The organism is Lysobacter arseniciresistens ZS79 (assembly GCF_000768335.1).
GTDB classification, from domain to species: Bacteria; Pseudomonadota; Gammaproteobacteria; order Xanthomonadales; family Xanthomonadaceae; genus Novilysobacter; species Novilysobacter arseniciresistens.
This window is the reverse complement of record NZ_AVPT01000004.1, coordinates 22,900-47,961: the sequence shown is the minus strand read 5'-3', so window position 1 is coordinate 47,961 and position 25,062 is coordinate 22,900. Positions and strand designations below refer to the sequence as shown.

Sequence of the window (25,062 nt, the reverse complement as noted above, 5' to 3'; positions counted from 1 at the left end):
GTCGCGGTCCTTGTCAGTTCAAAGTCGAGATGAGCACGGCCAGCAGCACGATCAGGCCGAGGATCATCGCGAAGGCGTAGTGGTAGAGGAAGCCCGACTGCAGCGCGCGGGCGACGCGGGCGACGAGGCCCACGGACTGCGCACTGCCGTTGACCACCACGCCGTCGATCAGGTGGGTGTCGACCGCGCGCGAGGCCTGGCCGAGCCGCACGCTGCCGCCGGCGAGGCCATTGATCCACAGCGCGTCGAAGCCGTACTTGTTCTCCAGCACCCGCACCGGCCATTTGAAGGTCTCGCGCGCGCGGGTGGCCAGCTCCGGCTTCCACCAGTACATGACCAGGGCGAGCCCGAATCCGGCGAGCGTCAGCCAGAACGAAGGCGCCTTGACCGCGTGCAGCGCGAGCGCCACCGGGCCGTGCCAGAACTCCCGTTTGAGCGTCGCCATGACGTCGCGCGCGGCGTCGACCTCGATCGCGCCGAGGAAGAACGGGAGCTGCTCCGCGTGGCCGCTCCAGTCGGTCCCGAACAGCATCGGCCCGGCGGTGAAGAAGCCGATCAGCACCGACGGGATCGCCAGCAGCACCAGCGGGACGGTCACCACCCACGGCGACTCGTGCGGCTCGTGCGCACCGTGGTGGCCGTGGTCGTCATGCGCGTGGTCATGGCCGTGCGAGTCGCGGAACCGCTCCTTGCCGTGGAAGGTCATGAACAGCAGGCGGAAGCTGTAGAACGCGGTGACGAAGGCGCCCAGCAGCACGGCCCAGTAGGCGTAGTGGCCGATCCAGCCGGCGCGGTCGCTGGCGGCCGCAAGGTGGGTCGCCTCGATGATGACGTCCTTGGAGTAGTAGCCGCTGAAGAACGGCGTCGCCACCAGCGCCAGGGTGCCCAGCAGCATCGTCCAGTAGGTGATGGGCATGTACTTGCGCAGCCCGCCCATCCGGCGCATGTCCTGCTCGTGGTGCATCGCGATGATCACCGAGCCGGCGCCGAGGAACAGCAGCGCCTTGAAGAACGCGTGCGTCATCAGGTGGTACACGCCGGCGCTGTAGGCCGACACGCCGAGCGCAACGGTCATGTAGCCCAGCTGCGACAGCGTCGAGTACGCGACCACGCGCTTGATGTCGTTCTGCACGATGCCGATCAGGCCGGTCCAGAACGCGGTGGTGGCACCGATGAAGAGGATGAAGTTGAGCGCGGTCTGGCTGAGCTCGAACAGCGGCGACATGCGCGCAACCATGAAGATGCCCGCGGTCACCATCGTCGCGGCGTGGATCAGCGCCGAGATCGGGGTCGGGCCTTCCATCGAGTCGGGCAGCCAGACGTGCAGCGGCACCTGCGCCGACTTGCCCATCGCGCCGATGAACAAACAGATGCAGATCACCGTCGCGACCGACCACTCCTTGCCGGCGATGATCGACATGGTCATGCCTTCGATGGCCGGCGCATTGGCGAACACGGTCGCGTAGTCGAGCGAGCCGAACATCAGCAGCACGCCGGCGATGCCGAGCAGGAAGCCGAAGTCGCCGACGCGGTTGACCAGGAACGCCTTGAGGTTGGCGAACACCGCGGTCGGCTTCTTGAACCAGAAACCGATCAGCAGGTACGACACCAGGCCCACCGCTTCCCAGCCGAAGAACAGCTGCAGGAAGTTGTTGCTCATCACCAGCATGAGCATCGAGAAGGTGAACAGCGAGATGTAGCTGAAGAAACGCTGGTAGCCGTCGTCCTCGTGCATGTAGCCGATGGTGTAGAGGTGCACCAGCAGCGACACGAAGGTGACGACCACCATCATCATCGCGGTCAGCTTGTCGACCATGAAGCCGACGTGCGCCTCGATGCCGCCGACCTGGAACCAGGTGTAGACGTTCTCGTTGAACGGCGCGGCGCCCTGCCCGACCAGCTGCCACAGCACGTATGCGGACATCGCACAGCTGGCGGCAACGCCGAGGATGGTGACGCTGTGCGCGCCCGCGCGGCCGACCTGGCGGCCGAACAGCCCGGCGATGATCGAACCCAGCAGCGGGGCCAGCACGATCGCCAGCAGCAGCGACTTGGAAATGGCGTACTCCATACCCGGCTCAGCCCTTCATCGTGTCGATTTCGGCGACGTTGATCGTGCGCCGGTTGCGGAACAGCGTGACGAGGATCGCCAGGCCGATGGCAGCCTCGGCCGCGGCGACGGTCAGGATGAAGAACACGAACACCTGGCCGGCCGGGTCGCCGAACTGCCGCGAGAACGTCACGAAGTTGATGTTGACCGCGAGCAGCAGCAGCTCCAGGCACATCAGCAGGACGATGACGTTCTTGCGGTTGATGAAGATGCCGGCGACGCTGATGCAGAACAGCGCGGCGCCCAGCGCGAGGAAATGGCCCGGGGTCAGGGCGAACAGGGTCACGGCTTCACCTCCACGTCGGACGCGGACTCATCGAGCGAACGCGGCGGCAGCTCCGGCGCCGGCCGGACCGCGTCGACCTTGACCATCCGCAGGCGGTCGCCGGCACGCACGCGGGCCTGGTCACCCGGGTTCTGGTGCTTGGCGCCCTCGCGGCGGCGCAGGGTCAGCATCACCGCGGCAATCACGGCCACGGTCAGGATCACCGCGGCGGTCTCGAACGGCAGCAGGAAACGGGTGAACAGCGCACGCGCCAGCCACGCGGTATTGGAGATCCCGGCGGTCGGGTCGACCGCCAGCGGCGTCGAGACCTGCGCCTTGACGCCGATCAGCAGCAGGATCTCCACCAGCATCACTACCGCCACCGCCAGGCCCAGCGGCAGGTAGCGCACGAAGCCCTCGCACAGCGGCGCGACGTCGATGTCGAGCATCATCACGACGAACAGCAGCAGCACCATGACCGCACCGACGTAGACCAGCACCAGCGCGACGCCAAGGAACTCCGCGCCGGCGATCAGCCACACGCAGGCCACGGAGAAGAACGTCAGCACCAGCGACAGTGCCGCATGCACCGGGTTGCGGAAGCTGATCACGCCGATCGCGGCGGCGACCGCGGTCAGGGCGAAGACGAGGAAGGCGATGAAAGCGAGGTCCATGTCGGGCACTCAGCGGTAGGGCGCGTCGGCGGCGCGGCGCTCGGCGATCTCGGCCTCGAGCCGGTCGCCGATCGCCAGCAGCTGCGGCTTGGTGACGATGTTCTGTCCGCGCTGGTCGAAGTGGTATTCGTGGATGTGGGTCTCGACGATCGAGTCCACCGGGCACGACTCCTCGCAGAAGCCGCAGAAGATGCACTTGAACAGGTCGATGTCGTAGCGCGTGGTGCGGCGGCTGCCGTCCTCGCGCTTCTCCGAGTCGATCGTGATCGCCAGCGCGGGGCACACCGCCTCGCACAGCTTGCAGGCGATGCAGCGCTCCTCGCCATTGGGATACCGGCGCAGCGCGTGGATCCCGCGGAAACGCGGCGACTGCGGGGTCTTTTCCATCGGGTACATCAGCGTGTACTTCGGCTTGAACAGGTAGCCGAGGGTCAGCTTCATGCCCTGGAGCAGCTCGATGAGCAGCAGGCTCCGGAAGTACGACACGATCTTGTTTGGCGCGTAATTGCTCATCTCAGTCTCATTGCCCCGGCAGGAACACGCCGTAGTACGCCATCAGTGCGGCGACGACGATCCACGCGATCGACAGCGGGATGAACACCTTCCAGCCCAGCCGCATGATCTGGTCGTAGCGGTAGCGCGGGAACGTGGCGCGGAACCAGATGTAGGCGCTGGCGAAGATGAATACCTTGGCGAACAGCCACCACCAGCCATCGACTGACAGAAGCGGGATGCCCAGACCCTGGAACGGGCTCAGCCAGCCACCGAGGAAGAAGATCGAGACCAGGAAGCTGATCAGGATCATGTTGGCGTACTCGGCCAGGAAGAACAGCGCGAACGAGGCGCCCGAGTACTCGACCATGTGGCCAGCGACGATCTCCGACTCGCCCTCGACCACGTCGAACGGCGCACGGTTGGTCTCGGCCACGCCGGATACGAAGTAGATGACGAACAGCGGCAGCAGCGGCAGCCAGAACCACTCGAACAGGCCGCCGTTGCCGGCCTGCGCCATCACGATCTCGCTGAGGTTGAGGCTCCCGGCGGCGACCATCACGCCGACCAGCGCGAAGCCCATCGCGATTTCGTAGGACACCATCTGCGCGGCGGCACGCATCGCGCCGAGGAAGGCGTACTTCGAATTGGATGCCCAGCCGGCGAGGATGATCCCGTACACGCCCAGCGAGGTCATCGCCAGCAGGTAAAGCAGGCCGGCATTGGCGTTGGACAGCACCAGCTGCGCGTCGAACGGCACCACCGCCCACGCAGCGAACGACGGCACCAGCACCAGCAGCGGTGCCAGGCGGTACAGGAACGGCGAGGCACTGGACGGCTGGATGACTTCCTTGAACAGCAGTTTGAAGACGTCCGCGAAAGTCTGCAGGATGCCCATGCCTACATACATCGGCCCGTGGCGTGCGTGCATCCAGCCGATCAGCTTGCGCTCCCACAGCACGTAGAACGCGACGGCGATGATCACCGGCATCGCGATCAGCAGGATCTTCAGCACGATCCAGGCGCCCTCGCCCAGCATGCCGAAGGACAGGAAACCGTCGTGGATCGCGTCGATCATGCCCGACACCATGCTCAAGCCCTCCCCGCCTGCACGCGGCCGGCGGCAAGCGGCGCGGTGGCGCCATGCCCGCCTTCGACCCAGACCGTGCCGCGCGCGATCCGGTCGCTGGTGGACACCGGCAGCGTCGCAGTGCCCTGCGCGGTGGTGAACCGGCCGGTTACGCCGTCGGCGAGGCCGAACGTTTCGGCGTCGGCCGGATGGATCACCGCCTGCGGCGCGCGGTTCAGCGGATGCGCCTGCAGTGCGGCGGCGCGGCGGACCACCGCGTCGCTGCGGTAGATGCCGACGCTGGAAGCCAGCTCGGCACCGTCACCGGACTGCTGCGGCGCACGACCGGCGGCGACGTTGACATCGCGCTTGGCGATGCCGGCGCGCAGGCCGGCCAGGTCGGTGAAGTCGAAGCCTTCGGCCTCCAGCAGCCCGCCCAGCGCACGCAGCACGCGCCAGCCGGCACGCGCCTCGCCCGGCAGCTTGCCGCCGGCGACCACGACCTGCTCGCGGCCGTCGAGGTTGGTCAGGGTGGCGTCGATTTCCGGCAGCAGGCCGATCGGCAGGATCACGTCGGCAACCGCGCGGGTCGACTCGCAGGCGAACTGGCTGAATGCCACGACCTGGGCGCCGCCGAGCGCCGTCATCGCGGCACCGGTGTCGGCGAAGTCAAGGCCCGGCTCGATGCCGTAGACGACGTACGCGGTGCGCGGCTCGGCGAGCATCCCCCCCGCGTCGCGGCCGGTCGGCAGCACGCCGTGGTCGGACAGGCCGACCGCGTTGGCGCCCTGCGGGATGCGGCACAGCGCGGCGCCGGTAGCACGCGCGAAGTCGGCGGCGGCCGCGCGGATCGCGGCGGCGTGCAGGCCGTTCTCGGCCAGCGCACCGACGATCACGACCGCCCGCGAGGCCGACGTCGCCGCCTCGCGCAGCCCGGCGTTGCCGAGCGCACCGGCAATCGCCGAGGGCGCGACGATCTGCTTGCCGGCAACGTCGAAGGTCTGCTCGAAGTCGACCGGGTTGACCACGTGCACCTTGGCGCCGCCCAGCCACGCCTTGCGCACGCGGGCGTTCACCAGCGGCAGTTCGTGGCGCAGGTTGGCACCGACGAGGACGACCAGGTCGGCCTTCTCGATCTGGGTGACCGGCATCGCGAAGGTCGCGGCGACGGCCGCGTCGGACAGATCGTGCTGCGAGATGCGGTGGTCGATGTTGCCGCTGCCCAGCGCATCGGCCAGCCGCGCCAGCAGCGCGCCTTCCTCGTTCGAGGTGGCCGGGTGGACGAGCATGCCGAGGCCGTCGGCCCCGTTCTCGCGCAGGATCTTCGCGGCGCGCGCGAGCGCCTCGTCCCAGCTCGCCTCGCGCCACTGGCCGCCGTCCTTGACCATCGGCGCGGTCGCGCGGTCGTCGGCGTACAGGCCCTGGTTCGAGTAGCGGTCACGGTCCGACAACCAGCACTCGTTGACCGCGTCGTTGTCGCGCGGGACGGAGCGCAGCACCTGGCCGCGACGGACGTGCAGGAACAGGTTGCTGCCCAGCGCGTCGTGGTAGCCCAGCGACTCGCGGGCCACCAGCTCCCACGCGCGGGCCTTGAACTGGAACGGCTTGTTGGTCAGCGCGCCGACCGGGCAGACGTCGATGACGTTGCCCGACAGCTCCGTGGTCAACGGCTTGCCGTCGTAGGTGCCGATCTGCAGGTTCTCGCCGCGGTACATGCCGCCCAGCTCGTAGGTGCCGGCGATCTCGGCGGTGAAACGGACGCAGCGCGTGCAGTGGATGCAGCGCGTCATCTCGGTCGCGACCAGGGGACCGATGTCCTCGTCGGCCACCGAACGCTTGCCTTCGACGAAGCGGCTCACCGAGCGCCCGTAACCCAGCGACAGGTCCTGCAGCTCGCACTCGCCGCCCTGGTCGCAGACCGGGCAGTCGAGCGGGTGGTTGATCAGCAGGAACTCCATCACGTTGCGCTGCGCGCCCAGCGCCTTGTCGCTGCGCGTGCTGATCTTCATCCCGTCCATCACCGGCGTGGCGCAGGCCGGCGCCGGCTTGCCCATCTTCTCCACGTCCACCAGGCACATGCGGCAGTTGGCCGCGATGCTCAGCTTGTCGTGGTAGCAGAAGCGTGGGATCGGGATGCCTGCCTTGTCGGCGGCCTGGATGATCATCGAGCCCTTGGGCGCGTGCATCTCCACGCCGTCGATCTGGATGGTGACGTGGTCGGCGGGCACGTTGGGGTTTTCCGGCTGTGCGCTCATGCGGCCTTCTCCACGAGGCCGGCCGCCTGGTCGTCGACGAGGAACCGCTTGTTCACGATCGCGTACTCGAACTCGGGGCGGAAATGCCGCAGGAAGCCCTGCATCGGCCACGCCGCGGCCTCGCCGAACGCGCAGATGGTGTGGCCTTCGATCTGGCCGGCCGCGGTGCGCAGCATTTCCAGGTCGTCGAGGGTCGCCTCCATGTTGGCGATGCGGTTGACCATCCGGTACATCCAGCCGGTGCCCTCGCGGCACGGGGTGCACTGGCCGCAGCTTTCATTCATGTAGAAGCGCGCGATGCGCCGGCAGGCGCGGACCATGCACGCGGTGTCGTCCATCACGATGACGGCTCCCGAGCCCAGGCCGGAGCCGGCCTTCTGCAGCGCGTCGTAGTCCATCGTCAGGCCCATCATCGTCTCGCCCGGCAGCACCGGCATCGACGATCCACCCGGGATCACCGCCTTGATCCTGCGGCCCGGGCGGATGCCACCGGCCATCTCCAGCAGCTCGGCGAAGGGCGTGCCGAGGCGGATCTCGTAGTTGCCCGGGCGGGCGACGTGGCCCGACACCGAGAACACCTTGGCGCCGCCGTTGTTGGGCTTGCCGAGGTTGAGGAACCACTCCGCTCCGTTGCGGACAATGGCCGGCACCGAGGCGTAGGTCTCGGTGTTGTTGATCGTGGTCGGCTTGCCGTACAGGCCGAAGTTGGCCGGGAACGGCGGCTTGTAGCGCGGCTGGCCCTTCTTGCCTTCCAGCGACTCCATCAGCGCGGTTTCCTCACCGCAGATGTAGGCGCCCGCGCCCAGCGCGTTGTAGATGTCGATGTCGATGCCGCTGCCGAGGATGTTCTTGCCCAGCCAGCCGTTGGCGTAGGCCTCGCGGGTCGCCTCTTCAAGGTGCTCGAACGGCTCGTGGTGGAACTCGCCGCGCAGGTAGTTGTAGGCGACCTTGGTGTTGGTGGCGTAGCACGCGATCGCCAGGCCCTCGATCACCGCGTGCGGGTTGTAGCGCAGGATGTCACGGTCCTTGGCGGTGCCCGGCTCGGACTCGTCCGAGTTGCACAGGATGTACTTCTCGCCATCGTGCTTGGGCATGAAGCTCCACTTCAGCCCGGTGGGGAAGCCCGCGCCGCCACGGCCGCGCAGGCCGGACTGCTTGATCATCTCGATGATCGCGGCGCCGTCCATCTTCTCGTCGATGATCCTGCGCAGCGCGCTGTAGCCACCGGTCTTCAGGTAGTTCTCGTACGACCAGGGCTTGTCGAAGTGCAGCGTCGTATAGACGACGTTGTGCTCCTGCGGCGCCGGGCCGACCGGGCCGTAGCCCTTGCTGTAATCGTGGTGCCCCATGCCCTACTCCAGCCCGTCCAGCAGCTCGTCGACCTTCGCGGTGTCGAGCTTCTCGTGGTAATGGCCGTTGATGACGACCACCGGCGCGCCGCAGCACGCGGCCACGCACTCTTCCTCGCGCTTAAGGAAGACGCGGCCGTCGGCGGTGGACTCGCCCAGCTTGCAGCCGAGCTTCTTCTCGGCATGCTCGACCAGCGCCTCGGCGCCGTTGAGCCAGCAGCTGATGTTGGTGCAGAACGCGACGTTGTTGCGGCCGACCGGTGCGGTCTCGAACATCGAATAGAAGCTGGCGACCTCGTAGGCCCACACCGGCGGGATCGACAGGTAACGCGCGACCGCGGCGATGATCTCGTCGCTCAGCCAGCCGCCGTTCTGCTCCTGCGCCGCGTGCAGCCCCTGCAGCACCGCCGAACGCTTGCGGTCGGGCGGGAACTTGGTGAGCCAATGGTCGATGTGCGCACGGGTCTTGTCCGACAGCGCCACCATCGGGTCGACGTCTCGGCAAGCCTCGAAATTTCCGGTCGCTTTCATTTCTTCAATAGGTCCTCAGCCGATCGCCGCCGTTCCCGGCGGGATCAGCGGTCGATCTCGCCGAACACGACGTCGTAGGTGCCGATCATCGCCACCACGTCCGCCAGCATGTGCCCCTTCACCACCGTGTCCATCGACGACAGGTGCGCGAAACCGGGCGCGCGCAGCTTGACCCGGAACGGCTTGTTGGCACCGTCGGAGATCAGGTAGCAGCCGAACTCGCCCTTCGGCGCCTCGACCGCGCAGTACGTCTCGCCGGCCGGCACGCAGTAGCCCTCGGTGAACAGCTTGAAGTGGTGGATCAACGCTTCCATGTCGTCCTTCATCTCCTCGCGGGAGGGAGGCGCGACCTTGTAGTTGTCGACCATGACCGGGCCCGGGTTGGCCTTCAGCCACTTCACGCACTGCTTGATGATCCGGGTGGACTCGCGCATCTCGGCGACGCGCACCAGGTAGCGGTCGTAGCAGTCGCCGTTGGTGCCGACCGGGATGTCGAAGTCGACCTCGGCGTACTTCGCGTACGGCTGCATCTTGCGCAGGTCCCAGGCGACGCCGGAGCCGCGCAGCATCGGGCCGGTCATGCCCCAGGCCTTGGCGGTCTCGGGGCTGATCACGCCGACGCCGACGGTGCGCTGCTTCCAGATGCGGTTGTCGGTCAGCAGCGTCTCGTACTCGTCGACGCGCTTCGGGAACTCGTCGCAGAAGGCGTCGAGGTAGTCCAGCAGCGAGCCCTCGCGCCACGCGTTGAAGCGCTTGAGGTCCTTGCCCTTGCGCCACGGCGACTCGCGGTACTTCGACATCCGCTCCGGCAGGTCGCGGTAGACGCCGCCGGGGCGGTAGTAGGTCGCGTGCATGCGCGCACCGGAGACCGCCTCGTAGCAGTCCATCAGTTCCTCGCGCTCGCGGAAGGCGTACAGGAACACCGCCATCGCGCCGAGGTCGAGCCCGTTGGAACCGACCCACATCAGGTGGTTCAGGATGCGCGTGATCTCGTCGAACATCGTGCGGATGTACTGCGCACGCACCGGCGCCTCGATCCCCATCAGGGACTCGATCGCGCGGACGTAGGCGTGCTCGTTGCACATCATCGACACGTAGTCGAGCCGGTCCATGTAGCCGATCGACTGGTTGAACGGCTTGGACTCGGCCAGCTTCTCGGTGCCGCGGTGGAGCAGGCCGATGTGCGGATCGGCACGCTGCACGACCTCGCCGTCCATCTCCAGGATCAGGCGCAGCACGCCGTGCGCGGCCGGGTGCTGCGGGCCGAAGTTGAGGCTGTAGTTGCGGATCTCGGCGCTCTTCAGGCCCGAGGTATTGACCAGCGGCATGGAGTCCGCCGGCGGCGGGATCTGGGTCGCGTCGTCGCGGACCTGGGTGCTCATTGCTTCACCTCGCGGCGCTGGGCCGACTCGCGCACGGCGGTCTCATAGCGCGCGTCGTCACGGATCACCCGCGGCACCAGCACGCGCGGCTCGATCGAGACCGGCTGGTAGATCACGCGCTGCCGGTCGGCGTCGTAGCGCACTTCGACATTGCCGATCAGCGGGAAGTCCTTGCGGAACGGATGGCCGACGAAACCGTAATCGGTGAGGATCCGGCGCAGGTCCGGATGGCCCTCGAACACGATGCCGTAGAGGTCGAACGCCTCGCGCTCGAACCAGTCAGCGCCCGGCCAGACGGAGGTCAGCGAGGACACGACCGGCAGGTCGTCGTTGGCGGCGAAAGTGCGCAGCCGGACGCGGGTGTTGTGCTCGACCGACAGCAGGTGGGCCACCGCGGCGAAGCGGCGCTCGGGTGCGTCCGCCGCGCCGTTGGGCGACTCGCCCCAGACGAAGCGGCCCGGCCCCTTGCCCTCGACGCCGCGCGAGAAACCCTCGGACGACGGCTCCGTGTTCCACTCGTCGGTGCCGTAGCCCAGATAATCCACGCCGCTGACGTCGACCAGCGTGTCGAAGCCGAACTCGTCGCGCAGCACGCGCGCCGCGGCCAGCCAGGCGGCCGGCTCGACGTCGAGGGTGATCTCGCCACGCGGCTGCGCGAGGCTGACCACCCCCTCGGGGAAGCGTGCGTGCAGGCGCTCCGACAGCGCCGCCGGATTCATGCCTTCGCTGCTCATCCGCGCATGCCCTGCCGGTTCTCGCCGAAATTGGTGCCGCGCCGGATCTTCTTCTGCAGCTGCAGGATGCCGTACACCAGCGCTTCCGCGGTCGGCGGGCAGCCCGGCACGTACACGTCCACCGGCACGATGCGGTCGACGCCGCGCACCACGGAGTAGGAATAGTGGTAGTAGCCGCCGCCGTTGGCGCAGCTGCCCATCGAGATCACCCATTTCGGGTCGGGCATCTGGTCATAGACCTTGCGCAGCGCCGGGGCCATCTTGTTGACCAGCGTGCCGGCGACGATCATCACGTCGGACTGGCGCGGCGACGGGCGGAACACCACGCCGTAGCGGTCCAGGTCAAGGCGCGAGGCGCCGGCGTGCATCATCTCGACCGCGCAGCAGGCCAGGCCGAACGTCATCGGCCACATCGAACCGGTGCGGGCCCAGTTCCACAGGGTGTCGAGGTTGGTGGTGACGAAGCCCTGCTGCAGCAGCGGGTTGTCGCCGTCGGGGCGGAGGATGTCGTCGAGCCGCCCTTCCGGGACCGGGTTGTGCATCAGGCCCGAGACGCGATCGCCCAGGGTCCTGGACTCGCTCACTCCCATTCCAGCGCTCCCTTCTTCCACACGTAGATGAAACCGAGCAGCAGCATGCTCGCGAAGATGCCCATCTCGATCAGGCCGACGATCCCGAGGTCACGGAACACGGTCGCCCACGGCACGATGAAGATGATTTCCAGGTCGAAGATGATGAACTGGATGGCGATGAGGTAGTAGCGCACGTCGAACTGCATGCGCGCGCTCTCGAAGGCCTCGAATCCGCACTCGTAGGGCGAGAGCTTTTCCAGCGTGGGGCGCTTGGGTCCGAGGGTGTGACCCACCACGAGCAGGGCGACGCCGATGACGCTGGCGACGATCAGGAACAGCAGGGTCGGCAGGTATTCGGCCAGCACTTGTGTTCTCTCGGCTACGCCGCGTCCCCGCGGCCTTGGCTCGGCGGCATCGATGGTGCCGCGGTCGGCACGGGATGCCGTTCTGTTGTGCAACTGGAGTGGTGCCCAAGGGGGGACTCGAACCCCCACGACCGAAGCCGCTACCACCTCAAGGTAGTGCGTCTACCAATTCCGCCACCTGGGCACATGTTCCAGCATCTCCCTGATCGGGCCACCCATCGCTGGGCCGCCGCTCCGGTCATCATGACCGGACCCCCGACTTCCTTGCCGGGCGTCATGAACCGCATTGTATCGTGTTGTGTTACTCGCCAGCAGGTTCGGACGGTGCCGATTCCGGCGACTGGGGCACGGTATCGGTAACCGGCGCCGCAGGAACCTCCGCCGCCGGGGCGGGAACCGCCTGCGCCGGCGCGACCGGAACCGCCGCGTCACCCTGCGGCGCAGCCGGCGCCACCGGAACCTGCGACATCACGCCGAGATCGACGGCCTGCCCTTCGGCGCGGCTGCGATCGGTCGCGTGCCACGCCATGAACAGGCTGATCGCGAAGAAGGTGATGGCAAGCCACTTGGTGGCCTTGGACAGGAAGCTCGACGCGCCGCGCGCACCGAACACGGTCGCCGAGGCGCCCCCGCCGAAGCCCGAGCCGGCCTGCGCACCCGCGCCGCGCTGCATCAGGATCAGCGCGACCATCGCGATCGCGACCAGCACATAGATGACTGTGAGGAACAGCATCATTCGCAAAAAACTCTCGTATTGAGTCGGTAACGGGCGGGCCCGATACCGGTCAGGGTGCCGCCGCGGTTGCGATGGCGTTGAAGTCGGCGGCCACCAGCGAGGCCCCGCCGACCAGGCCGCCGTCGACATCGGGCTGCGCGAACAGCTCGGCGGCGTTGTCGGCCTTCACGCTGCCGCCGTAAAGGATCGGCAGCGAGCCAGCGATTCTAGCATCGTGCGCGGCGATTTCGCTACGGATGAATGCGTGGACCTCCTGCGCCTGCGCCGGCGTGGCGGTCTTGCCGGTACCGATCGCCCAGACCGGCTCATAGGCCACGATGGCGCCGTCGAACACCTCCGCGCCCTGCGCGAGCAGCGGTGCGAGCTGCTTTTCCAGCCGCCACCAGGTCTGGTCGTCCTCGCGCTGGCTGAGGGTTTCACCGACGCACAGGACCGGCGTCAGACCGGCGGCCCGGGCGGCGAGGAACTTGGCCGCGACCAGCTCGCTGGTCTCGCCGTGGTACTGGCGGCGCTCGGAATGGCCGACCAGCGCGTAATGCGCGCCCACGTCGACCAGCATCGCCGCCGACACCTCGCCGGTGTAGGCACCCTTGGCATTGGCGCTGACATCCTGCGCGCCGAACGCGACGCCGCGGGAGCCGTACTGGTGGGCCAGTTCACCCAGGTAGGGCAGCGGAGGCAGGATGATGCGCTCGACCCCGGCCGGTACGACGGCCTCGACAACCGCATCGAGCAATTCGCCGGCAAAGCGGCGATCGCCATGCAGTTTCCAGTTCCCCGCGACGATCCTGCGACGAGCCATGACCCACCCTGACAATGAAAGCGGCGATTCTAGCGCAGGCGTCCGGCGGCGGGGCCATCGCGCGCCCGTCGCGGCGGAACCCGCTGGGCCGGTGGTGTGCAGTTTTCCGCCGATCATCGGCGCCGGTGCGCGGGTGCTCGTGCTCGGCAGCATGCCGGGCGTGCGTTCGCTGGAGGCCAGTCGCTACTACGCCCACCCGCAGAACCGCTTCTGGCCGTTCATGGGCGAACTGCTGGGCGCTGGCTTCGAACTGCCCTACCCGCACCGCTGCCGACGGCTGGTCGAGGCCGGCGTGGCCGTGTGGGACGTGCTCGCCAGTTGCGAGCGCGAGGGCAGCCTGGACTCGGCGATCCGTGACGAGACCGCCCGGCCGAACGACTTCGCCGCGCTGTTCGACGCGTATCCGCGGATCGGCATGGTGCTGTTCAACGGCGGCAAGGCCGAAGCGAGCTTCCGCCGGCTGGTGCGGCCGTCGCTGGCGCGCGACGGACTGATTTACCGCCGGCTGCCGTCGACCAGTCCGGCCAACGCGTCACAACGCGTCGACGCCAAGCTCGCCGCCTGGCGCGACGCCCTGCGCGAGGCGGGCGTCACTTCAGCTTGATTTCGCGCAGGCGCTCTTCGAGGTAACCCTGCGCGGTGATCGGCTCGGGATAGCGGCTCGGGTTTTCGGCGCCGGTGCACGACGGCAGCACGTCGATCAGGAAGTCCGGGTTGGGGTGCAGGAAGAACGGCGTCGAGTAACGCGGCTGGCGGGCCTTCTCGCCCGGCGGGTTGACCACGCGATGGGTGGTCGACGGGTACACGTGGTTGGTCAGGCGCTGCAGCATGTCGCCGATGTTGACCACGATGGTGTCGGCGTCGGCGGTGAACGGCACCCATTCGCCCTGGTGCGAGCGCACCTCCAGCCCCTCGGCGCTGGCACCGACCAGCAGGGTGATGAGGTTGATGTCCTCGTGCGCGCCGGCGCGCACGTTTGGGACTTCCGGCGCGGTGATCGGCGGGTAGTGGATCGGCCGCAGGATGGAGTTGCCGCTGTCGGTCTTGTCGGCGAAGAAATCCTCCTGCAGGCCGATGTGCAGCGCCAGCGCCGACAGCACCCGCGAGCCGAGACCGTCAAGCGCCTGGTACAGCCCGTAGGCGACTTCGCGGAACTCCGGGACCTCCTCCGGCCACAGGTTGGGCGGCATCACGCCGGCGTATTTGGAGTCGCGCGGGATCTCCCGGCCCACGTGCCAGAACTCCTTGAGGTCGAAATGCTGCGCGCCCTTGGCGGTCTCCACCCCGAACGGGGTGTAGCCGCGCGCGCCGCCACCGCCCGGTACGTGGTACTTGCGCTTGACTTCATCGGGCAGTGCGAAGAAGCGCCGGAACACGTCGTAGGCGGCATCGATCTGCCCGGCCGGGATACCGTGCCCGCGGATGCCGGCGAAGCCCCACTCGCGGTAGGCCGCGCCAAGCTCGGCGACGAACGCGTCCCGGTCGGTGTCGAAACGGCGGATGTCGAGGGTCGGAATGCGGGACGGGGGCATGCGGGCGATACCACGGAAGGACTTCGGAAATGATCGGGGGCGGATGCTGTACGGCGGGTTGGGTGGCTCAACCTGCCGCCGCACGCACGGCCTCGGCCAGACGGTCGAGGTTGGCCTGCACGAGCGCGGCGTCGTCGGCCTCGACCGTCACCCGCACCACCGGCTCGGTGCCCGACGGGCGCAGAAAGGCGCGCCCCCTGCCCTGCACCGCCGCCTGCACCTCGGCCAGCACGGCCTGCACCGATTCGGCCTCGGCCGGCTTGGCACCGCTGCCGAAGCGCACGTTGACGGTGCGTTGCGGCACCCGGCTCAGCCCGGCCAGCGCCTCGCGCAACCCGATGCCGCGGCGCGACAGCACCTCCAGCACCTGCAGCGCGCTGACGATGCCGTCGCCGGTACTGGCGCGGTCCAGGCACAGCAGGTGGCCGGACGCCTCGCCACCCAGCACGCCGCCGTTGGCGACGAGTTGCTGGTGCACGTAGCGGTCGCCGACCTTCGCGCGGATGAAGCCGATGCCCGCCTGCGCGAATGCCTGCTCCAGCCCGTAGTTGGTCATCAGGGTGCCGACGACCGGGCCACGCAACCGGCCGCTGGCCTGCCAGTCGCGGGCGAGGATGTACAGCAGGTCGTCGCCGTCGCACACCGCGCCCTGCCCATCGACGAACATCACCCGGTCGCCGTCGCCATCGAAGGCGATGCCGAGGTCGGCGCCGGTCTCGCGCACGCGCGCGGCCAGCGTCTCCGGGTGGGTCGAGCCCACGCCGTCATTGATGTTGAGTCCGTTGGGCTCGACCCCGATGGCGTCGACCCGGGCACCCAGCTCGCGCAGCACCAGCGGGCCGATCTGGTAGGTCGCGCCGTTGGCGCAATCCATCGCGATCTTCAGCCCGCCGAGGTCGAACCCCCTGGGCACCGAGTTCTTGCAGGCCTCGACGTAGCGGCCGACCGCGTCACGGGTGCGCACCGTCTTGCCGAGCTGCTCGGACGGCACGGTCCGGAACGGCTGCTCGAGCGCGGCCTCGATCGCCAGTTCGGTGGCGTCGTCGAGCTTCTCGCCCTGGGCCGAGAAGAACTTGATGCCGTTGTCGAAATGCGGGTTGTGCGACGCCGAGATCACGATCCCGCCGTCGGCGCGCAACGAGTGGGTGAGGTGCGCGACCGCAGGCGTCGGCATCGGCCCCATCAGCTGCACGTCGACGCCGGCAGCGACCAGGCCCGCCTCCAGCGCGGCCTCGAACATGTAGTTCGAGATGCGGGTGTCCTTGCCGATGACCACCAGCGGCTTGCGCCAGGCGTTGCGCGCCAGCGCGTGGCCGTAGGCGTTGCCCAGGCGCAGCACGAAGTCGGCCGAGATGGGGCCTTCACCGACCCGGCCGCGGATGCCGTCGGTGCCGAAATACTTGCGGCTCATAGGCTCTCCTCCGCGCTCAGTTGGCGATCTCGGCGTCGTCTTCCGGCTGCGGCTGCTTCATCATCAGCGCAAGCAGGTGGGACAGCCGGTCGCGCATCTCGCGGCGGTCGCAGATCTGGTCGATCGCACCGTGCTCGAGCAGGAACTCGCTGCGCTGGAAGCCTTCGGGCAGGGTCTCGCGCACGGTCTGCTCGATCACGCGCGGGCCGGCGAAGCCGATCAGCGCCTCCGGCTCGGCGATGTTGATGTCGCCCAGCATCGCCAGCGACGCCGAAACGCCACCGGTGGTCGGATGGGTGAGCACCGCGATGTACGGCAGGCCCGCCGCGCGCAGGCGGCCGAGCGCGGCCGAGGTCTTGGCCATCTGCATCAGCGAGAACAGGCTCTCCTGCATGCGTGCGCCGCCGGTGGCGGTGAAGCACACCATCGGGCAGCCCAGCTCCAGCGCGGTCTCGGCGGCGCGGGCGAAGCGCTCGCCGACCACCGAACCCATCGAGCCGCCCATGTAGGCGAAGTCGAACGAGCACGCAACCAGCGGGCGCTGCTTCAGCGTGCCCCGCATCGCGACCAGCGCGTCGCGCTCGCCGGTGGACTTCTGCGCGGCCTTGATGCGGTCGGAGTACTTCTTCTGGTCCTTGAACTTGAGTACGTCGGTCGGACCCAGGGCGGCGGCGATCTCGCTCGTGCTGCCCGGGTCGAACAGCGCGGCCAGACGGGCACGGGCGCGGATCGGCCGGTGGTGGCTGCACTTGGGGCAGACCTCGAGGTTTTCCTCGAGCTCGGGGCGGTACAGCACCGCGCCGCAACGGTCGCACTTCTCCCACAGACCTTCCGGCACGCTGCGGCGCTTGGCGCTCGCGTTGTCGGTGCGGATGCCGGACGGCATGAGTTTCTTGAGCCAGGACATGCGTTGGGTGGTTCCGTTCAGGCAATACAGGCGGCCGCCGTCTGGACGGCGGGCGATCAGGTCAGTTTAGCGCAGGGGCTTCACGCGCAAGGGTGCCGGTCCAGCGCGGCGCGCAGCGGCGCGAGGAACGCGGCGCCCGCGCGGGCGGCCGCCGCATCGTCGGCGACGTCGGCCATCGCAGCCACCAGCGCGCTGCCGACCACCACGCCGTCGGCCTCGACGGCCATGCCGGCGGCGCTGTCGGCGTCCTTGATGCCGAAGCCCGCCACCACCGGCACCGGGCTGCCCTCGCGCAAAGCGCGCAGGCGCTGGCCGGCCAGGCCGGTGTCGAGGTGGTCGGCGCCGGTGACGCCGGCGTAGCTCACGTAGTAGAGGTAGCCCGAGGCGGCGTCCCGCAGCAGGGCGAGGCGCTCGTCGGAACTGGTCGGGGCGGCCAGCAGGATCAGGGCGACCCCTTGCGCATCGAACGCCTCGCGGAACCCGGCCGCCTCCTCCGGCGGCAGGTCGACCAGCAGCACGCCGTCGACACCAGCCTGCGACGCGGCGCGGGCGAACGCCCCGGCACCGCGGATCTCGACCGGGTTGAGGTAGCCCATCAGCACCACCGGCGTGGCGTCGTCGCGCCGGCGGAACTCCGCGACGTACTCCAGCACCCGCGCCATGCCCACGCCACGCGCCAGCGCCCGCTCGGAGCTGCGCTGGATGGTCGGGCCATCCGCCATCGGGTCGGAAAAAGGCACGCCGAGTTCGATCACGTCGGCGCCCGCCTCCACCAGCGCGTGCATCACCGGCACGGTGGCCGTGTCCGACGGGTCGCCGGCGGTGATGAAGGGCACCAGTGCCTTGCGGCCAGCGCCGCGCAGGGCGGCGAAACGGGTGTCGATACGGCTCATGCGGGTATCCGGCGAGGTCGACATCAGAACACCATCCCGTCGCGGGCGGCGATGGTGTGCACGTCCTTGTCGCCGCGGCCGGACAGGTTGCACAGCACCAGCGCGTCCTTCGGCAGTTCGCGGGCGAGCTTGATCGCCTGTGCAATCGCGTGGCTGGACTCCAGCGCCGGCAGGATGCCCTCGGTGCGGGTCAGGCGGTGGAAAGCATCCAGCGCCTCGGTGTCGGTGACGCCGACGTACTCGGCGCGGCCGGTGTCCTTGAGGAAGGCGTGCTCGGGGCCGACGCCAGGGTAGTCGAGACCGGCGGAGACCGAGTGGGTCTCGGTGATCTGGCCGTCGTCGTCGCACAGCACGTAGGTGCGGTTGCCGTGCAGCACGCCCGGCCGCCCGGCCGACAGCGAAGCAGCGTGACGCCCGCTGTCGGTGCCCTCGCCGGCCGCCTCGGCGCCGACGATGCGCACGCCCGGATCGTTGAGGAAGGCGTGGAAGATGCCGATCGCATTGCTGCCGCCGCCGACGCAGGCGGTCACGGCGTCCGGCAGGCGGCCGTACTCGGCCAGCATCTGCGCCCTCGCTTCGCGGCCGACCACCGCGTTGAAGTCGCGCACCATGCGCGGGTACGGGTCGGGGCCGGCGACGGTGCCGATGATGTAGAAGGTGTCGGCGACGTTGGTCACCCAGTCGCGCATGGCCTCGTTGAGCGCGTCCTTGAGCGTGGCCGAGCCGCTGGACACGGGCACCACCTTCGCGCCGAGCAGCTGCATGCGGTAGACGTTGATCTTCTGCCGCTCGATGTCGGTGGCGCCCATGTACACCACGCACTCCAGGCCCAGCCGGGCGGCGACGGTGGCGCTGGCGACGCCGTGCTGGCCGGCGCCGGTCTCGGCGATGATCCGCGGCTTGCCCATGCGGCTGGCCAGCAGCGCCTGGCCGATGGTGTTGTTGATCTTGTGCGCGCCGGTGTGGTTCAAGTCCTCGCGCTTGAGCAGGATCTGCGCGCCGCCGACCTCGTCGCTGAGGCGCCGGGCGTGGTAGATCGGGCTGGGGCGGCCGACATAGTGCGCAAGGTCGCGGTCGAAGGCCTCGATGAAGCCGGGGTCGACGCGGGCGGCGTCGTAAGCGTCGGCCAGCTCCTGCAGCGGCCCCATCAGGGTCTCGGCGACGAAGCGGCCGCCGAAACGGCCGAAGTGCCCGCTGGCATCCGGGGTGGCGTGGTAGTCGATCGGGGAAACAGGCATGTGGGCTCTTCAACAATGCCGCCCGGCCGCCGCATCGCGGTGCCGGTGGCAACAGGACAGGCTCAGTCGAGCACGTGGCAGTCGGCGCGGCGCACTTCCTCGACGAAGCGGCGCATCTTGTCGCCGTCCTTGAGGCCCGGCCCGCTCTCGATGCCGCTGGAAACATCCACCGCCCACGGCAGCGTGGCGATGATCGCGTCGAACACGTTGTCGGAGGTCAACCCGCCGGCCAGCACGTAGGGCTTCTGCACGCCGGCCGGGATGCGTCCCCAGTCGAACGTCCGGCCGCTGCCGCCACCGCTGCCCGCGGCGTGGCTGTCGAACAGGAACCCGGCCGCCCCCGGGTAACGCGCGTGCAGCGCGGCCGGGTGCTGCTGGGTGAGTTCGCCGCCCATCGGGATCGCCTTCAGGTACGGCACGCCGAAGCCGCGGCAGAACGCGTCGTCCTCGTCGCCGTGGAACTGCAGCAGGCTCGGGCGGATCTGGCGCACGACGTCGCGCACCTCGTCGACCGGGTTGTCCATGAACAGCGCGACCGCATCGACCAGCGGCGCCAGCGCCTGGCGCATGGCCCTCGCCTCCTCCGGCTCGATCCGCCGCGGGCTGCTTCGCGCGAACACGAAGCCGATCGCGTCGGCGCCCAGCTCGCAGGCCAGGCGCACGTCTCCGGGGCGGGTGAAGCCGCAGAACTTGATGCGGGTGCGGAAAAGAATGCGGTTCACAGCTCGACCTCGGCGGGAAGCCCCCATTGTGCAGGGTAGCGCGGCCCGAGGAACACCAGCCCGGCCGACGGCGCGGTCGGCCCGGCGGCGGTGCGGTCGCGGCCGGTCAGCAGCTCGCCGACCCAGCCCTCCGGCCGTTCGCCCCGGCCCACCGGCAGCAGGCTGCCGACGATGTTGCGGACCATGTGGTGCAGGAACGCGTTGGCCTGCACCTCGATGGTGACGACCTCGCCGGCGCGGCTGACGTCGATATGCTGCAGGTCGCGCCGCGCGTGGGGTGCCTGGCAATGCACGGTGCGGAACGCGGAGAAATCGTGCTCGCCGACCAGCGCCTGGGCGGCGCGATGCATCGCGTCGGCATCCAGCGGGCGACGCTCCCAGCTCAGGTACTGGCGCTGCAGCGCGGGCCGCACCGGCCGGTTGAGGATCGAGTAGCGGTAGCGGCGCGCACGCGCGCAAAAACGCGCGTGGAAGTCGTCGGCCACCGGTACGCACCAGCGCACGCAGATCGCCGGCGGCAGGCGGCTGGTGGTGCCCAGCACCCAGCCGCGCGGGTCGCGCCGGGCCGGTCCGTCGAAGTGGACGACCTGCGCGGCCGCGTGCACGCCGGCATCCGTGCGCCCGGCGCAGACAACCTCGACCGCCTCCCCCGCCACGAACGACAGCGCCTGCTCAAGCGCCGCCTGCACGGTCGGTTCGTCGCGACGCCCGGGCTCGCCGGGCTTGTTGAGCCGCTGCCAGCCGGAGAATCCGCTGCCGTCGTACTCCACGCCGAGCGCGAAGCGCCGGCGCGCGGATGGCTGCCGGGCGGGTCCGGCGGGTGGCGGGTCGGGTTCGACAGGCACGGCGTCAGTCGAGGTCGCGCAGCATCCGCGCCGCTTCCTGGCGCGCGGCCAGGTCACCATGGATCACGACTTCGTCGAGCAGCTGGCGGGCGCTGTCGCGGTCGCCAAGGTCGAGGTAGGCGCGGGCCAGTTCGAGCCGCTCACGCCCCGGCGCTTCGCTGTCCGACGGCTCCGGTGGATTGCCGAAGTCGAGGCCGGGGGCGATGTGCGGTGCGACGGGCGCGGCAGGTTCCTTGCGAGCGGCGCTGCCCGGATGCCAGGTCGGCACGGCAGCCGGTTGCGGCGGCGTCGCCGGCACGGGTGCGGGCGACGCGTGCAGTGGCTGCACGGCCACGGCGGGCTCGTCCGCCACGTCGGACGCAGGGCTTTCCCGCGGCATGGTCGCGGCTGGCGCGGCTGGCACGGCGGTCGCACCCGGGAACCCGGCAGCCAGCGGCGAAGGCGGCGCCGTCTTCGGCCGGAACGACGGTGCCGCAGCGGGACGCCGGCGCATCCACCAGCCGCCCAGCAGTGCCAGCAGCAGCAGCGCGGCACCGCCCAGCACCCACGGCAGGCCCGAACCACGCGCCGCCTGCTCGGCCTTGTCGGCATTCGCCAGTTGCGCCTGCACCGCGTTCAACTCGTTGCCCTTCATCTCCAGCAGCTTCTGCTGGTCGGACTGCAGCTTCTCGAGTTCGGCGACCCGGCTTTGCAGCTCGGCCAGCTCGGCGTCGCGCGCGGCCAGGGTCTCGCGGGTCTGTTGCAGGTCCTGTCTCATGGTGTCGCCCTCGCCGCCGGCACTGGTGCCGGACTGGTTTCCCGCCTGCGATGCGTCGCCTGCGCCGGGCGGGACGATTTCAAGCCGTGCGTCGGCGGTCGTGGTGCCCACCGGGGCCGCGGCAGTCTGTTGGTCCGCCTGCGTCGGTGCCGGGGCGGCGTCGGCCAGCACCGGCTGCGGGGTCGGCGCACGCATCGCGCGCCAGGCGCGGGTCTGCTCGCGGACCTGGGCCATCGCCTGCGCCACCGACGTGGCCTGCATCTCGTCGCGGTCCGGGACCCGCAGCACCGCACCCTGGCGCAGAAGGTTGACGTTGCCGTCGATGAAGGCGTCCGGGTTGGCGTTGAGCAGCGCGATCATCGCCTGGTCGAGATTGACGCCGAGGTCGAGCGAGCTGGCGATCTCCGACAGGGTCTCGCCCTGCAGGACCGCTCCGTACTCGGTGGTGCGGGGTCGCGACCCGGGCGCGACGACCGGAGCCGGGGGCGGCGCGGTCGGGGTGATCGCGGATGGCTGCGGCGCTTCCTCGGCCGGGGCCGGCGTCGCGGCGACCGGATCCGCGGGTTCCGCCTCGGCTTCCGGTTCCGGCGGCAGCGGCTCCGGCTCACGCACGATCGTGTTGGACGGCGCCAGCACCGGTGCCTCGATCGGCGGCTGCATCGGTGCCGACACCGTGCGCGGCGCGTCCAGCAGCGCCGAGTACTCGCGCACCAGCCGGCCCTGCCCCCAGTCCACCTCGACCAGGAAGGTCAGCAGCGGCTGCTGGATCGGCTCGCTGCTGGTGACGCGGATCACCGGGCGGCCGCTGGCATCCAGCGCCGAGACGAACTGCAGGTTGGCGACCACGCCGCGCGGCGGCTCCAGCCCGATCCGGGCAAAGGTCTCCGGCGACGCCAGCCCGGCGCGCAGGCGCTCCAGCTCGGCCGGATCGTTGGAGATGATCCGGATCTCGGCCACCAGCGGCTCGCCGAGCTTGGACTTCAGCTCCAGCTGGCCCAGCCCGAGGGCGGCCGCCGAGCTGCTGGCCAGAGCCAGCGCCAGTGCCAGGGCGGTTTGCGCGAATCGATTCACCGGTACTCCTGCTGCATCCCCTGGCGCGACTCTAGCGACCGGCGCGCCCCGCGGCAATGCGATCCCGTCGCTATTTCAATGCCTTGCGAGACATTCATGAGCGTTCTGCGAGCACCAGTTCGGCCAGCTGCACCGCATTCAGCGCGGCGCCCTTGCGGATGTTGTCGGCCACCACCCACAGCGACAGGCCGCGCGGATGGGAAATGTCGTCACGGATGCGGCCGACATAGACCGGGTCCTTGCCGGAAGCGTGGGTGACCGGCGTGGGGTAGCCGCCGCCCTCCGGCGCGTCCACCACCTCGATGCCCGGCGCGGCCTCCAGCAGCGCGCGGGCGTCTGCGGCCGACAGCTTGTCGCGGGTTTCCAGGTGGACCGCCTCGGAGTGGCCGTAGAACACCGGCACCCGCACCACGGTGGCGTTCACCGCAATCGAGTCATCACCGAGGATCTTGCGGGTCTCCCAGACCAGCTTCATCTCCTCGGTGGTGTAGCCGTTGTCGCAGAAATCGCCGCCGTGCGGGATCACGTTGAAGGCGATCTGCACCGGGTAGACCTCCGGCCTGGGGTCCTGGAAGTTCAGCATGCCGGCGGTCTGGCGGCCCAGCTCCTCCAGCGCGCGGCGGCCGGTGCCGGACACCGACTGGTAGGTGGCGACGTTGATCCGCTCGATGCCGGCGGCGCGGTGGATCGGCGCCAGCGCGACCAGCATCTGCATGGTCGAGCAGTTGGGGTTGGCGATGATCCCGCGCGGGCGGTTGCGCGCCGCGTCCGGATTCACCTCGGCCACCACCAGCGGCACGTCGTCGTCCTGGCGGAACGCCGAGGAGTTGTCGATCACCACCGCGCCGGCCGCGGCGAACTTTGGCGCGTACTCCCTGGAGACGCTGCCACCGGCCGAGAACAGCGCGATGTCGATGCCCGCCGGGTCGAACGTGGCCAGGTCCTCGACCACGATCTTCTTCGCCCCGAACTCGACCTTGCCGCCAGCCGAACGCTCGCTGGCGAGCACGTGCAGCCGCCCGACCGGGAATTTCCGCTCGGCGAGGATCTTCAGCATGGTCTCGCCGACGGCACCGGTGGCACCGACGATGGCTACGTTGGGGGACTGGGTCATCTGGGAGTTCCTGCTGGGCCGGGGCCGGTTTCTGGAGGGGAGTTCTTGTAGGAGCGACATCAGTCGCGACCCGCCGAACGCTTGGAGTGATGTTCAGGTCGCGACCGACGTCGCTCCTACAGGCGGCTACGGTTTACCCGGCGGCACCCGCGGGGTGACGTCGCCCACGTCGCCGCACTGGGCGCGGTGACGCAGGGCCTGGTCCATCAGCACCAGCGCGACCATCGCCTCGCAGATCGGCGTGGCACGGATGCCGACGCAGGGGTCGTGGCGGCCGGTGGTGACCACTTCGACCGGGTTGCCGTCGGTGTCGAGGCTGTCGACCGGCAGGCGCAGGCTGGACGTCGGCTTGAATGCGACCGAGCAGCGCAGCGGCTGGCCGGAGCTGATGCCGCCGAGCACGCCGCCGGCATGGTTGGAGGCGAACCCTGCGGCGTCGATCGCGTCGCGGTGCTCGCTGCCCCGCTGGGCGACCGAGGCGAAGCCGTCGCCGATCTCGACGCCCTTCACCGCGTTGATACCCATCAGCGCGCCGGCGAGTTCGGCATCGAGCTTGCCGTAGACCGGCTCGCCCCAGCCCGGCGGCAGCCCGGTGGCGATCACGTCGACCCGCGCGCCGACCGAGTCGCCGGACTTGCGCAGGGCGTCCATGTAGGCCTCCAGCGCCGGCACCTGGGTGGCGTCGGGCCAGAAGAACGGGTTGTCCTCGACGGCCGAGAGGTCGCGACGGCCCGGCGTCACCTCGCCCAGCTGCGACATGTAGCCCAGCACACGGACGCCGTGGCGCCCGGCCAGCCATTTCCGGGCGATCACGCCGGCGGCGACGCGCATCGTGGTCTCGCGCGCCGAGGAGCGGCCGCCGCCGCGCGGGTCGCGGACGCCGTACTTCTGCCAGTAGGTGTAGTCGGCGTGGCCGGGGCGGAACTGATCGGCGATCTTCGCGTAGTCCTTGCTGCGCGCGTCGGTGTTGCGGACCAGCAGCGCGATCGGCGTGCCGGTGGTGATGCCCTCGTATACACCCGAGAGGATCTCGACCTCGTCGGCTTCGCGGCGGGCGGAGGTGTGGCGGGTGCGGCCGGTCGCGCGGCGCTCCAGGTCGTGGCGGAAGTCCTCCGGTGCCAGCGCAAGCCCCGGCGGACAGCCGTCGACCACGCAGCCGATCGCCGGCCCGTGGCTTTCGCCAAAGGTGGTGACCGCGAACAGTTTTCCGAAGGTGTTGCTGGCCACTGCGATTCC

General features: G+C 69.4%; 25 protein-coding genes and 1 tRNA gene. 1 reads left to right on the top strand and 25 read right to left on the bottom strand.

The annotated features are described in order from the left end of the window. Window positions 1-13: 13 nt before the first annotated feature. The 15 genes from nuoL to tpiA all read right to left on the bottom strand — a co-directional run bounded on the left by nuoL (window position 14) and on the right by tpiA (window position 13,336). Window positions 14-2,071: an NADH-quinone oxidoreductase subunit L gene (gene nuoL / locus N799_RS03445; RefSeq protein ID WP_036207937.1), complete on the bottom strand. Its 2,058-nt coding sequence runs from the start codon at window positions 2,069-2,071 to the stop codon at window positions 14-16. 7 nt (window positions 2,072-2,078) lie between these two features. Next, window positions 2,079-2,381, bottom strand: coding sequence for an NADH-quinone oxidoreductase subunit NuoK (nuoK, locus tag N799_RS03440; RefSeq protein WP_036208244.1), 303 nt, complete (start codon window positions 2,379-2,381; stop codon window positions 2,079-2,081). A gap of 11 nt (window positions 2,382-2,392) precedes the next feature. Then, window positions 2,393-3,049: an NADH-quinone oxidoreductase subunit J gene (locus N799_RS03435; RefSeq protein ID WP_036208242.1), complete on the bottom strand. Its 657-nt coding sequence runs from the start codon at window positions 3,047-3,049 to the stop codon at window positions 2,393-2,395. A 9-nt stretch (window positions 3,050-3,058) separates the two neighbouring features. Then, window positions 3,059-3,562 carry an NADH-quinone oxidoreductase subunit NuoI gene (nuoI, locus tag N799_RS03430; protein ID WP_036207934.1) on the bottom strand — a complete coding sequence of 168 codons (504 nt, stop codon included), beginning with the start codon at window positions 3,560-3,562 and terminating at the stop codon, window positions 3,059-3,061. Between the two features lie 7 nt (window positions 3,563-3,569). Then, window positions 3,570-4,619: an NADH-quinone oxidoreductase subunit NuoH gene (gene nuoH / locus N799_RS03425; protein WP_275040603.1), complete on the bottom strand. Its 1,050-nt coding sequence runs from the start codon at window positions 4,617-4,619 to the stop codon at window positions 3,570-3,572. Between the two features lie 14 nt (window positions 4,620-4,633). Continuing rightward, window positions 4,634-6,865 carry an NADH-quinone oxidoreductase subunit NuoG gene (nuoG, locus tag N799_RS03420; RefSeq protein WP_036207931.1) on the bottom strand — a complete coding sequence of 744 codons (2,232 nt, stop codon included), beginning with the start codon at window positions 6,863-6,865 and terminating at the stop codon, window positions 4,634-4,636. After that, entirely contained in the window at window positions 6,862-8,214 is a 1,353-nt protein-coding gene (gene nuoF, locus N799_RS03415) for an NADH-quinone oxidoreductase subunit NuoF (RefSeq protein WP_036207929.1), read from the bottom strand. Before nuoF ends, nuoG begins: the two co-directional genes overlap by 4 nt. 3 nt (window positions 8,215-8,217) lie before the next feature. Next, on the bottom strand, window positions 8,218-8,745 hold the full coding sequence (gene nuoE, locus N799_RS03410) for an NADH-quinone oxidoreductase subunit NuoE (protein ID WP_036207927.1): 528 nt from the start codon (window positions 8,743-8,745) through the stop codon (window positions 8,218-8,220). A 44-nt stretch (window positions 8,746-8,789) separates the two neighbouring features. Then, on the bottom strand, window positions 8,790-10,073 hold the full coding sequence (locus tag N799_RS03405; protein ID WP_052101198.1) for an NADH-quinone oxidoreductase subunit D: 1,284 nt from the start codon (window positions 10,071-10,073) through the stop codon (window positions 8,790-8,792). Window positions 10,074-10,123: 50 nt separating this feature from the next. Then, window positions 10,124-10,846 carry an NADH-quinone oxidoreductase subunit C gene (locus N799_RS03400; RefSeq protein WP_036208237.1) on the bottom strand — a complete coding sequence of 241 codons (723 nt, stop codon included), beginning with the start codon at window positions 10,844-10,846 and terminating at the stop codon, window positions 10,124-10,126. 11 nt (window positions 10,847-10,857) lie between these two features. Continuing rightward, window positions 10,858-11,403 (bottom strand): NuoB/complex I 20 kDa subunit family protein, encoded by a 546-nt coding sequence (locus N799_RS03395; RefSeq protein ID WP_407074586.1) that lies wholly within the window; start codon window positions 11,401-11,403, stop codon window positions 10,858-10,860. Between the two features lie 38 nt (window positions 11,404-11,441). Continuing rightward, entirely contained in the window at window positions 11,442-11,798 is a 357-nt protein-coding gene (locus N799_RS03390; protein WP_036207923.1) for an NADH-quinone oxidoreductase subunit A, read from the bottom strand. Window positions 11,799-11,897: 99 nt separating this feature from the next. Beyond that, window positions 11,898-11,982: transfer RNA gene (locus N799_RS03385), tRNA-Leu, on the bottom strand. A gap of 117 nt (window positions 11,983-12,099) precedes the next feature. Beyond that, complete coding sequence (gene secG, locus N799_RS03380; RefSeq protein WP_036207921.1) at window positions 12,100-12,534, bottom strand: preprotein translocase subunit SecG; 435 nt, start codon at window positions 12,532-12,534, stop codon at window positions 12,100-12,102. 49 nt (window positions 12,535-12,583) lie between these two features. After that, a complete protein-coding gene (gene tpiA / locus N799_RS03375) occupies window positions 12,584-13,336 on the bottom strand; it encodes a triose-phosphate isomerase (RefSeq protein WP_036207919.1) in 753 nt (250 codons plus the stop codon). Between the two features lie 94 nt (window positions 13,337-13,430). On the opposite strand from tpiA, the gene N799_RS03370 reads away from it, so the two are divergent. Beyond that, complete coding sequence (locus tag N799_RS03370; RefSeq protein ID WP_036208236.1) at window positions 13,431-13,940, top strand: DNA-deoxyinosine glycosylase; 510 nt, start codon at window positions 13,431-13,433, stop codon at window positions 13,938-13,940. On the opposite strand, the gene N799_RS03365 is transcribed toward N799_RS03370, so the two are convergent. The 10 genes from N799_RS03365 to aroC all read right to left on the bottom strand — a co-directional run bounded on the left by N799_RS03365 (window position 13,927) and on the right by aroC (window position 25,053). Beyond that, a complete protein-coding gene (locus N799_RS03365) occupies window positions 13,927-14,868 on the bottom strand; it encodes an isopenicillin N synthase family dioxygenase (protein WP_036207916.1) in 942 nt (313 codons plus the stop codon). The genes N799_RS03370 and N799_RS03365 overlap by 14 nt on opposite strands. A 67-nt stretch (window positions 14,869-14,935) precedes the next feature. Further along, window positions 14,936-16,279, bottom strand: a complete 1,344-nt coding sequence (gene glmM / locus N799_RS03360; protein WP_036207913.1) for a phosphoglucosamine mutase — start codon at window positions 16,277-16,279, stop codon at window positions 14,936-14,938. Between the two features lie 16 nt (window positions 16,280-16,295). After that, window positions 16,296-17,186: an acetyl-CoA carboxylase, carboxyltransferase subunit beta gene (gene accD / locus N799_RS03355; RefSeq protein ID WP_036207910.1), complete on the bottom strand. Its 891-nt coding sequence runs from the start codon at window positions 17,184-17,186 to the stop codon at window positions 16,296-16,298. 80 nt (window positions 17,187-17,266) lie between these two features. Beyond that, window positions 17,267-18,079 carry a tryptophan synthase subunit alpha gene (trpA, locus tag N799_RS03350; RefSeq protein WP_036208234.1) on the bottom strand — a complete coding sequence of 271 codons (813 nt, stop codon included), beginning with the start codon at window positions 18,077-18,079 and terminating at the stop codon, window positions 17,267-17,269. A 23-nt stretch (window positions 18,080-18,102) separates the two neighbouring features. After that, a complete protein-coding gene (trpB, locus tag N799_RS03345; protein ID WP_036207906.1) occupies window positions 18,103-19,317 on the bottom strand; it encodes a tryptophan synthase subunit beta in 1,215 nt (404 codons plus the stop codon). A gap of 62 nt (window positions 19,318-19,379) precedes the next feature. Further along, entirely contained in the window at window positions 19,380-20,039 is a 660-nt protein-coding gene (locus tag N799_RS03340) for a phosphoribosylanthranilate isomerase (RefSeq protein WP_036207902.1), read from the bottom strand. Continuing rightward, window positions 20,036-20,884, bottom strand: coding sequence for a tRNA pseudouridine(38-40) synthase TruA (gene truA, locus N799_RS03335; protein WP_052101196.1), 849 nt, complete (start codon window positions 20,882-20,884; stop codon window positions 20,036-20,038). Before truA ends, N799_RS03340 begins: the two co-directional genes overlap by 4 nt. A gap of 4 nt (window positions 20,885-20,888) precedes the next feature. Next, window positions 20,889-22,712, bottom strand: a complete 1,824-nt coding sequence (locus N799_RS03330; protein ID WP_052101175.1) for a type IV pilus assembly protein FimV — start codon at window positions 22,710-22,712, stop codon at window positions 20,889-20,891. A gap of 94 nt (window positions 22,713-22,806) precedes the next feature. Beyond that, on the bottom strand, window positions 22,807-23,826 hold the full coding sequence (locus N799_RS03325) for an aspartate-semialdehyde dehydrogenase (RefSeq protein ID WP_036207896.1): 1,020 nt from the start codon (window positions 23,824-23,826) through the stop codon (window positions 22,807-22,809). 126 nt (window positions 23,827-23,952) lie between these two features. After that, window positions 23,953-25,053, bottom strand: a complete 1,101-nt coding sequence (aroC, locus tag N799_RS03320) for a chorismate synthase (RefSeq protein ID WP_036207893.1) — start codon at window positions 25,051-25,053, stop codon at window positions 23,953-23,955. Between the last annotated feature and the right edge of the window lie 9 nt (window positions 25,054-25,062).

What these genes read in the sequence shown, in the direction of transcription:
- tpiA (WP_036207919.1), bottom strand. Translation starts at nt 13,336, where the DNA reads ATGGCTCGTCGCAGGATCGTCGCGGGGAACTGGAAACTGCATGGCGAT.
- nuoH (WP_275040603.1), bottom strand. Translation starts at nt 4,619, where the DNA reads ATGATCGACGCGATCCACGACGGTTTCCTGTCCTTCGGCATGCTGGGC.
- N799_RS03405 (WP_052101198.1), bottom strand. Translation starts at nt 10,073, where the DNA reads ATGCCGCTGGTCAATACCTCGGGCCTGAAGAGCGCCGAGATCCGCAAC.
- trpB (WP_036207906.1), bottom strand. Translation starts at nt 19,317, where the DNA reads ATGCCTGTTTCCCCGATCGACTACCACGCCACCCCGGATGCCAGCGGG.
- nuoE (WP_036207927.1), bottom strand. Translation starts at nt 8,745, where the DNA reads ATGAAAGCGACCGGAAATTTCGAGGCTTGCCGAGACGTCGACCCGATG.
- accD (WP_036207910.1), bottom strand. Translation starts at nt 17,186, where the DNA reads ATGTCCTGGCTCAAGAAACTCATGCCGTCCGGCATCCGCACCGACAAC.
- secG (WP_036207921.1), bottom strand. Translation starts at nt 12,534, where the DNA reads ATGATGCTGTTCCTCACAGTCATCTATGTGCTGGTCGCGATCGCGATG.
- N799_RS03400 (WP_036208237.1), bottom strand. Translation starts at nt 10,846, where the DNA reads ATGAATCCGGCGGCGCTGTCGGAGCGCCTGCACGCACGCTTCCCCGAG.
- N799_RS03395 (WP_407074586.1), bottom strand. Translation starts at nt 11,403, where the DNA reads ATGCACAACCCGGTCCCGGAAGGGCGGCTCGACGACATCCTCCGCCCC.
- trpA (WP_036208234.1), bottom strand. Translation starts at nt 18,079, where the DNA reads ATGAGCCGTATCGACACCCGTTTCGCCGCCCTGCGCGGCGCTGGCCGC.
- N799_RS03435 (WP_036208242.1), bottom strand. Translation starts at nt 3,049, where the DNA reads ATGGACCTCGCTTTCATCGCCTTCCTCGTCTTCGCCCTGACCGCGGTC.
- glmM (WP_036207913.1), bottom strand. Translation starts at nt 16,279, where the DNA reads ATGAGCCGCAAGTATTTCGGCACCGACGGCATCCGCGGCCGGGTCGGT.
- nuoI (WP_036207934.1), bottom strand. Translation starts at nt 3,562, where the DNA reads ATGAGCAATTACGCGCCAAACAAGATCGTGTCGTACTTCCGGAGCCTG.
- nuoL (WP_036207937.1), bottom strand. Translation starts at nt 2,071, where the DNA reads ATGGAGTACGCCATTTCCAAGTCGCTGCTGCTGGCGATCGTGCTGGCC.
- nuoG (WP_036207931.1), bottom strand. Translation starts at nt 6,865, where the DNA reads ATGAGCGCACAGCCGGAAAACCCCAACGTGCCCGCCGACCACGTCACC.
- N799_RS03365 (WP_036207916.1), bottom strand. Translation starts at nt 14,868, where the DNA reads ATGCCCCCGTCCCGCATTCCGACCCTCGACATCCGCCGTTTCGACACC.
- nuoF (WP_036207929.1), bottom strand. Translation starts at nt 8,214, where the DNA reads ATGGGGCACCACGATTACAGCAAGGGCTACGGCCCGGTCGGCCCGGCG.
- N799_RS03325 (WP_036207896.1), bottom strand. Translation starts at nt 23,826, where the DNA reads ATGACCCAGTCCCCCAACGTAGCCATCGTCGGTGCCACCGGTGCCGTC.